The following is an 8,031-nucleotide window of genomic DNA, read 5'->3' as shown; positions in this document are numbered from 1 at the left end:
TTCCAGCGGACCCTCCGGGCTTCGTTCTTTCGTGTTTCCAGCTTATCAGATGTTTTCCGCTCCGTTTCCGGGGCTTCGTTCATCCAACTCGCCGGCGCCTTCCGGGGTTTGACGCCCCGTCCGACGTTTCAAACTCTAGCCGATCCCCGCTCCGAAAAGCGAATCCGATCGCAACCCGATAAAACGAGCACACCGAATAAGCACCAGGCCGTCACGCGAAAGCGAGAAAGACCGGCACGAACCGGAAGTGGTGTTTCAAGGGATTGGCCGCCCCGGGACCGTCCGCGCAGATGCGTGTCCGATGCTCCCTGCCAGGCAGCTCGAAGAACTGTACGCGCTTCGGCGACCGGATGCAAACGTCGTGCAAGGACGGCCGGCCGGACCCCGGGGAGAGGGGTCCGGCCGGTGGAGCCGCGCGGCTCAGCTGTTGGTGGGGAAGCCCAGGTTGATGCCGCCGTGCGACGGGTCCAGCCAGCGCTGGGTCACGGCCTTGCCCCGGGTGAAGAACTGCACGCCGTCCTGGCCGTACGCGTGGGCGTCGCCGAAGAGCGAGGCCTTCCAGCCTCCGAAGGAGTAGTAGGCGACCGGGACCGGGATCGGCACGTTGATGCCGACCATGCCGACCTCCACCTCGAACTGGAAGCGCCGGGCCGCGCCGCCGTCGTTGGTGAAGAGCGCGGTGCCGTTGCCGTACGGGTTGGCGTTGATCAGCGCCAGACCCTCCTCGTACGAGTCGACGCGCACGACGGAGAGCACCGGGCCGAAGATCTCGTCGTTGTAGACGGACATGCCGGGCTTCACGTGGTCGAACAGCGTCGGGCCGAGCCAGAAGCCGTCGGCCGTCGGGGAGCCGTTCCGGTCCTCGGCGGTGACGGGGTGCTTGCGGCCGTCCACGGCGAGCTCGGCGCCGTCGGCGATCCCGGACTCCACGTAGGAGGTGACCTTGTCGCGGTGCTGGCCGGTGACCAGCGGCCCCATCTCGGAGTCGCCGTTGCAGCCCGGGCCGACCTTCAGGGTGGCCACCCGCTGCTTGATCTTCTCGACCAGCTCGTCGCCGATCGGGTCGACCGCGACCAGGACGGACACCGCCATGCAGCGCTCGCCGGCCGCGCCGAAGCCGGCGTTGACGGCGGCGTCGGCGGCGAGGTCGAGGTCGGCGTCCGGCAGGACCAGCATGTGGTTCTTGGCGCCGCCCAGGGCCTGCACGCGCTTGCCGTAGCGGGTGCCGGTCTCGTAGACGTAGCGGGCGATCGGGGTGGATCCGACGAAGCTGACGGACTTGACGTCCGGGTGCTCCAGCAGGCGGTCGACGGCCACCTTGTCGCCGTGCACGACGTTGAAGACGCCGTCCGGCAGGCCGGCCTCCTTCCACAGCTCGGCGAGGAAGTTGGCGGCGGACGGGTCCTTCTCCGAGGGCTTCACCACGACGGTGTTGCCGGCCGCGATGGCGATCGGGAAGAACCACATCGGCACCATGGCCGGGAAGTTGAACGGCGAGATGATCGCGACCGGGCCGAGCGGCTGGCGGATCGAGTAGACGTCGACGCCGGTCGAGGCCTGCTCGGTGAAGCCGCCCTTGATCAGCTGCGGGATGCCGCAGGCGTACTCCACGACCTCCAGGCCGCGGGCGATCTCGCCCAGCGCGTCGGAGTGCACCTTGCCGTGCTCCGCCACGATGATCGAGGCCAGCTCGTCGCGGCGGGCGTTCAGCAGCTCGCGGAAGGCGAAGAGCACCGTCGTCCGCTTCGCGATCGAGGCGGTGCGCCACTCGGTGAAGGCCGCCGCGGCGGCGGCCACCGCCTGGTCGACCTCGGCGATCTCGGCGAAGTCGACCTGGCCGGCGACCTGGCCGGTGGCCGGGTCGAAGATGTCTCCGCGACGGGGGGCCGCACCGGCGGTGGCGACCGGCTTGCCGCCGATCCAGTGAATGATGTGCTTGCTCAAGATCCGTCTGCCTCCGAAGTCCCGGGCGGCGTCCTGCCACCGGTCCGGTCTGGCGCCGCCCGCAGCGGGCCGGGCGCCGTGAAATCACGGGGCTACCGCGTCGTCTCCCAGTCTGGTGGCCGCTCCGGCCCGGCTCAACGAACAGGCTGACGGGGATCGTGGATTCAGCCTTACAGGTCGTCCGGTCACCCGGCCGAACGAGCGCACCGCAGTGTGGGCGCACCGCGTGACCACCACGACCCGTCGCCTGGACCGGCGGGGCCGGCCGTCAGGACTCCCCGTCCTCCAGCTCGTCCAGGTACGGATCGTGCAGCCCGTCCGCGGCCTCCTGGGTCTCCAGCAGGTCCAGCCGCAGGTCCTGGGCCCAGGCCAGCGCCCAGCGCTTCAGCTCGGCCACCTCCCCGGCGGGGACGCCCCGGGCCCGGAACCGCCCGTCCGCAGCCTCGGCGAGCGTCTCCAGCCGCTCGGCCAGCGCCGTGGGCTGGAAGTCCGGGTCCAGCTCGCCCGCCAGCGCGAGCAGTTCGCCCTCCCGGTAGTTCCGGGTGAGGGCGCGCACGTCGATCAGGTCGCGCGGCATGCCCCGGTCGACCAGCAGCGCGGTGGTCAGCGCGGCCGCGTCCTCCAGGGCGACGACGGGCAGCACCACCGGCGGCTCGTCCGGTCCGGGCGCACCGAGGTCGAGCCGGACCGGACGGTGGCCCAGCGGCTCCTTGCGCAGTTCCACCGAGTGCGACCGCCCGCCCAGCGCCAGCCGGACGGTGAGCTGCTCCAGCCTCGGTGTGCCCGGCCGCTCGACGGCCCCGCCGCCCGCCACCCGGTACGCCTCGCCCAGGGCGGCGGCCACCTCCGGCAGGTCGGCGCGGCCGGTCGCCAGGGTCAGCCCGTCCTGCGGGCAGGCCGCGACCCCGTGGGCGCGCAGCGCGTGCCCACCGGCCAGCGCGAGGCCGTACCGGTCGCAGACGGGCGCGGCCACCGCGGCCAGGCGCAGCTGGGCGGGGCCCGGGCGGAGGGGCGCGTCGACGGCGTGCGGGACGGTGGTCACGCCTCCAGTCTGACGCGGCCGCCCGCTCCGCGCGCCACCACGGTCACGCGCCCCCGGGTGTCCGGGGAGCCCGGCCGCGCGCCGGCCCCGCGCCGACCGGGACCTCCGCGCCGCGCCGGGCACCCCCTGGCTCACCGGCCGCCGAGCCCCGCGGCGGCCTCGTGCAGGGCGAGTTCCAGCAGCATCGGGTCGGTGAGCCGCCCGGAGCCGTCGGGCGGGACCAGCCAGCGCACGCCGCGGCTGCTGCGCCCGGGGTGCGGGACGACGATCCAGGTGCCCTCCCCCGCGCTGCGCACGCCGCTGCCGATCCAGCGGGCGGCGGTGCCGACGGGCACCAGGAAGCTGAGGTGCCCGCCCCCGAAGTCGGCGAGGACCGGGCCGCGGGTGCGCGGGTCCAGGACCTCCAGGGCCGGGCGTCCGAGCCGTCCGGGAACGGAGAGGACGTCCCAGCGCCGGCCGGCGGGCAGCAGCATCAGGCCCAGCCCGGTGCGCTCCCACTGCTCCCGGAAGGACTCCGGGTCCGGTGCCACCTGGGCGAGCCAGTGCAGTCCGGTGGTCTCCATGTCGCGTCCCCGCTTCTCGCCGTTCGTACTGTTCGGTGACGGCGGGAAGAGCGAGACCCGCCGTCACCAGGGAGAGGCGGACGGCGGGTCCCGATTACACGACTAGGAGCACCCGGCTTCGGGCGTTCGCGCTTCAGCTGTCGAAGCCGAGCCCCAGCCGGTCGAGGGTGCGCAGCCAGAGGTTGCGGTGGCCGCCGGTGCGGTCGGCCCGTTCCAGCGACCGGGTGGTGAGCTCGATCCCGGCCCAGCGCACCGGCTCGGGCGGGAACGGCAGCGGCTTGCTGCGGACCATGTCCAGCGCGGTGCGTTCGGTGCGCTCGCCGGCGAGCAGGTCGAGCATCACCTCGGCGCCGAAGCGGGTCGCGCCGACGCCGAGCCCGGTGTAGCCGACGGCGTAGGCGACCTTGCCCCGGTAGCCGGTGTCGAAGAACGCCGAGAACCGGCTGCAGGTGTCGATCGCGCCGCCCCAGGCGTTGGTGAAGCGCAGGCCCTCCAGCTGCGGGAAGCAGCGGAAGAAGTGGTTGGCCAGGGTGCGGAAGGTCTCCGGCCGCTGGTCGTACTCGTGCCGGACGTGGCCGCCGAAGTGGTAGACCGCGTCGTAGCCGCCCCAGAGGATCCGGTTGTCGGCGGAGAGCCGGAAGTAGTGGAACTTGTTGGCGCTGTCGCCGAGGCCCTGCCGGCCGCGCCAGCCGATCGAGGCGAGCTGCTCCTCGGTGAGCGGCTCGGTCATCAGCGCGTAGTCGTACACCGGGACGATGTACGGGCGGACCCGCTTGAGCAGCGACGGGAACACGTTGGTGCCGAGCGCGACCTTCCGGGCGAAGACCCGGCCGTACGGGGTGCGGACGGCCATGCCGCTGCCGTGTTCCCGCAGGTCGGTGGCGCGGGTGTGCTCGAAGATCCGGACGCCCTGGCCGAGGCAGGCGTCCTTGAGGCCCCAGGCGAGCTTGGCGGGGTGGACCATCGCCACGCCCTCCTTGTCCCAGAGGCCGCCGAGGAAGGTCGGCGAGTTCACCTCGGCGCGCAGCTGGTCGGCGTCCAGGACGGTGATGTCGAAGCCGTACCGGGCGACCGCCTCGGCGATCTCGTGGAGCTCCTCGACCTGGTGGGGCTGGGTGGCGACGTCGATCTCGCCGGTGCGCTCCCACTCGGCGTCGATGCCGTAGCGCTTGAGGGTGGCCTCGATGCCGTCGAGGTTGGCGGCACCGAGGCGTTCCAGCTGGGCCAGTTCGGACGGCCAGCGGTCCAGGCCGTTGCCGAAGCCGTGGGTCAGGCTGGCCGCGCAGAACCCGCCGTTGCGCCCGGACGCGGCCCACCCGACCTCGTTGCCCTCGACCAGCACGACGTCCAGCGAGGGGTCGCGTTCCTTGGCGATGAGGGCGGTCCACAGGCCGGAGTACCCGCCGCCGACGACCAGCAGGTCGCAGGTGGTGTCGCCGACCAGGGCGGGCAGTGCCGCCGGCCGACCGGGATCCTCCAGCCAGAAGGGGGTGGGCCTGGCGTCACTGAGTGCGCGGGCGGAGTCCATGCATTATCAGCCACTTTCTACGAATAGGTGATGGTTGTCCGTGCCACCGCTGTCGACCGTACGTCAGGCGGTGGCCTTCCGGCGGTTGCCCAACCACTGGCCGACGACGGTCAGCACGACGGCGGCGAGGAACATCGCGGTGCCGATGACGTTCACCTGCACCGGGATGCCGCGCTGCGAGGCGCCCCAGACGAACATCGGGAAGGTGACCGTGGTCGGGCCCGAGTTGAACTGGGTGATGATGAAGTCGTCGAAGGAGAGCGCGAAGCTGAGCAGCGCGCCCGCGGCGATGCCGGGCGCCGCCAGCGGCAGGGTGACCTTCAGGAAGGTCTGGGTGGGGGTCGCGTAGAGGTCCTGGGCGGCCTGTTCGAGCCTCGGGTCCATGCTCATCACGCGCGCCTTGACCGCCGTCACCACGAAGCTGAGGCAGAACATGATGTGGGCGATGAGGATGGTGGTGAACCCGAACGGGATGCGCATGTTGAGGAAGAGCGTCCCCAGCGAGGCGGCCATGACCACCTCGGGCATGGCCATCGGCAGGAAGATCATCGCGGTGGTGGCCGAGCGGCCGCGGAAGCGGTAGCGGGCCAGGGCGAAGGCGACCATGGTGCCGAGCACGGTGGCGCCGATGGTGGCGAGCACCGCGATCTGCAGGCTGAGCGAGAGCGACTGGCACATGTCGGCCACGCCGCAGGGGTTGGTCCAGGCGTCGGTGGAGAACTCGTTCCACTCGTAGTTGAACTTGCCCACCGGCTTGTTGAACGAGAAGGCGAGCACGACCAGGTTGGGCAGCACCAGGTAGGCGAGGGCCAGCAGGCCGGCCAGCACCACCAGGTGGGCACGGACCCACTTGAACATCCGGGACATCAGACCAGATCCTCCGTCCCGGCCTTGCGCATGTAGACCGTCACCATGCCCAGGATCAGGGCCATCAGGATGAAGCTCAGCGCGGCCGCCGTGGGGTAGTCGAGCACGTTCAGGAACTGCTTCTGGATGCCGTTGCCGACCATCTGCTCGCTCGGCGATCCCAGCAGCTGGGCGTTGATGTAGTCGCCGGAGGCCGGGATGAAGGTCAGCAGGGTGCCCGCGACGACGCCCGGCAGCGAGATCGGGAAGGTGACCTTGCGGAAGGTGGTGAACGGCCGGGCGTAGAGGTCGCCGGCCGCCTCGTGCAGGCGCGGGTCGATCCGCTCCAGCGAGGTGTACAGCGGCAGGATCATGAACGGCAGGAAGTTGTAGGTCAGGCCGCAGACCACCGCGAGCGGCGTGGCCAGCACCCGGTCCCCGTCGGTGAGGCCGAGCAGGTTGGTGACGTCCAGGACGTGCAGCGCGTTCAGCGCGCCGACCACCGGTCCGCCGTCGGACAGGATGGTCTTCCAGGCCAGCGTGCGGATCAGGAAGCTGGTGAAGAACGGCGCGATGACCAGGATCAGGATGACGTTGCGCCAGCGCTTGCTCGCCTTGAAGGCGATCGTGTACGCGAGCGGGTAGCCGACGGCCAGGCAGAGCACGGTGGCGACGGCGGCGTAGGAGAACGACCGCAGGAAGTGCCACTTGTACTCGACCAGGGCGTCCCAGTAGGTCGAGAAGTGCCAGGTGACCTTGAAGCCCTCTTCGAGCGAGCCGGTCTGCAGCGAGGTCGAGCCCTGGTAGAGCATCGGGACGGCGAAGAAGATCACCAGCCAGGCGATGCCGGGCAGCAGCAGCCAGTACGGGGTGAGCTTGCGCCGGGGCTTCGGCGCCGGTTCCTTCAGGGGGCCGTCGGGGGGTATCGCCTGGGGCGGCGCGGCCGGGGCGGTGGCGGTCATGCGGCCTCCTCCGCGGTGCCCGCGTCGATCGCCTGCGCGGCGTCCAGGGCGAAGGAGTGGGCCGGGTTCCAGTGCAGTCGGACGGCGGCGCCCGGGACGATCCGGGCGTCGCGCTCCATGTTCTGCTCGAAGACGGTGACCTCCTGGCCACCGTCGGTGCGCACCAGGTACTGGGTGGAGACGCCGATGAAGCTGGAGTCGAGCACCGTGCCGGCCAGCGCGTTGCGGCCGTCGGCGACCTGCTCGGAGGCGTGGGTGATGGTGATCTTCTCCGGGCGCACGCCCAGGTGGACGCGCTTGGCGTCGGTGGCGCAGCGTGCCTTCGGCACCGCGAGGCGGGCGCCGGCCGCGCTGAGCAGCAGGTCGCCGCCCTCGGTGCCGGTGACCTCGGCGGGCAGCAGGTTGGACTGGCCGAGGAAGTTGGCCACGAAGGTGGTGGCGGGGTTCTCGTACAGCTCGGCGGGGGCGCCCAGTTGCTCGACCCGGCCGCCGTTCATCACCGCGATGGTGTCGGCCATGGTCATGGCCTCCTCCTGGTCGTGGGTGACGTGCACGAAGGTGATGCCGACCTCGGTCTGGATCCGCTTGAGTTCCAGCTGCATCTGGCGGCGGAGCTTGAGGTCGAGCGCGCCGAGCGGCTCGTCCAGGAGCAGCACCTGCGGGTGGTTGATCAGTGCGCGGGCGACCGCGACGCGCTGCTGCTGGCCGCCGGAGAGCTGGTGCGGCTTGCGCCGGGCGTACTGGCCGAGTTCGACCAGCTCCAGCATCTCGTCGACCTGCTTCTTGACGTCCTTCTTGCCGCGCCGGCGCAGGCCGAAGGCGACGTTCTCGAAGATGTCCAGGTGCGGGAAGAGGGCGTAGCTCTGGAAGACGGTGTTCACCGGCCGCTTGTACGGGGGCAGGGAGGTGACGTCCTGGCCGCCGATCAGGACGGTGCCGCTGGTGGGCTCCTCCAGGCCGGCGATCATGCGCAGGGTGGTGGTCTTGCCGCAGCCGGAGGCGCCGAGCAGGGCGAAGAACGAGCCCTGCGGGACGGTCAGGTCGAGCGGGTGGACGGCGGTGAAGGAGCCGTAGGTCTTGCCGATGCCGGTGAGCCGGACGTCGCCGCCGACGGCCGCGTCGCGCTGCTGGTCTGTCATGGGGTGG

At 71.2% G+C, this 8,031-nt stretch carries 7 protein-coding genes; all 7 read right to left on the bottom strand.

Annotated features, from left to right (window positions below):
- Positions 1-420: 420 nt before the first annotated feature.
- Complete coding sequence (locus tag ACWD4P_RS12560; RefSeq protein WP_359831718.1) at positions 421-1,947, bottom strand: CoA-acylating methylmalonate-semialdehyde dehydrogenase; 1,527 nt, start codon at positions 1,945-1,947, stop codon at positions 421-423.
- 265 nt (positions 1,948-2,212) lie between these two features.
- The gene (locus ACWD4P_RS12555; RefSeq protein WP_449779539.1) at positions 2,213-2,986 is read right to left on the bottom strand and encodes a hypothetical protein; all 774 of its coding nucleotides are present in this window, start codon (positions 2,984-2,986) and stop codon (positions 2,213-2,215) included.
- Between the two features lie 131 nt (positions 2,987-3,117).
- Complete coding sequence (locus ACWD4P_RS12550; RefSeq protein WP_359827401.1) at positions 3,118-3,549, bottom strand: hypothetical protein; 432 nt, start codon at positions 3,547-3,549, stop codon at positions 3,118-3,120.
- A gap of 133 nt (positions 3,550-3,682) precedes the next feature.
- Positions 3,683-5,077, bottom strand: coding sequence for an NAD(P)/FAD-dependent oxidoreductase (locus ACWD4P_RS12545; protein WP_359827402.1), 1,395 nt, complete (start codon positions 5,075-5,077; stop codon positions 3,683-3,685).
- Between the two features lie 63 nt (positions 5,078-5,140).
- Complete coding sequence (locus ACWD4P_RS12540) at positions 5,141-5,944, bottom strand: ABC transporter permease (RefSeq protein WP_449779538.1); 804 nt, start codon at positions 5,942-5,944, stop codon at positions 5,141-5,143.
- Complete coding sequence (locus ACWD4P_RS12535) at positions 5,944-6,885, bottom strand: ABC transporter permease (RefSeq protein ID WP_359827406.1); 942 nt, start codon at positions 6,883-6,885, stop codon at positions 5,944-5,946. The genes ACWD4P_RS12540 and ACWD4P_RS12535 overlap by 1 nt, the downstream gene beginning before the upstream one ends.
- Complete coding sequence (locus ACWD4P_RS12530; protein ID WP_359827408.1) at positions 6,882-8,024, bottom strand: ABC transporter ATP-binding protein; 1,143 nt, start codon at positions 8,022-8,024, stop codon at positions 6,882-6,884. The genes ACWD4P_RS12535 and ACWD4P_RS12530 overlap by 4 nt, the downstream gene beginning before the upstream one ends.
- Positions 8,025-8,031: the final 7 nt, after the last annotated feature.

Source organism: Kitasatospora sp. NPDC002543 (assembly GCF_053594915.1).
This window is presented reverse-complemented; position numbering and strand designations above follow the sequence as displayed.

Coding starts and splice junctions, on each gene's coding strand:
- ACWD4P_RS12550 (WP_359827401.1), bottom strand. CDS start 3,549: ATGGAGACCACCGGACTGCACTGGCTCGCCCAGGTGGCACCGGACCCG.
- ACWD4P_RS12530 (WP_359827408.1), bottom strand. CDS start 8,024: ATGACAGACCAGCAGCGCGACGCGGCCGTCGGCGGCGACGTCCGGCTC.
- ACWD4P_RS12540 (WP_449779538.1), bottom strand. CDS start 5,944: ATGTCCCGGATGTTCAAGTGGGTCCGTGCCCACCTGGTGGTGCTGGCC.
- ACWD4P_RS12545 (WP_359827402.1), bottom strand. CDS start 5,077: ATGGACTCCGCCCGCGCACTCAGTGACGCCAGGCCCACCCCCTTCTGG.
- ACWD4P_RS12535 (WP_359827406.1), bottom strand. CDS start 6,885: ATGACCGCCACCGCCCCGGCCGCGCCGCCCCAGGCGATACCCCCCGAC.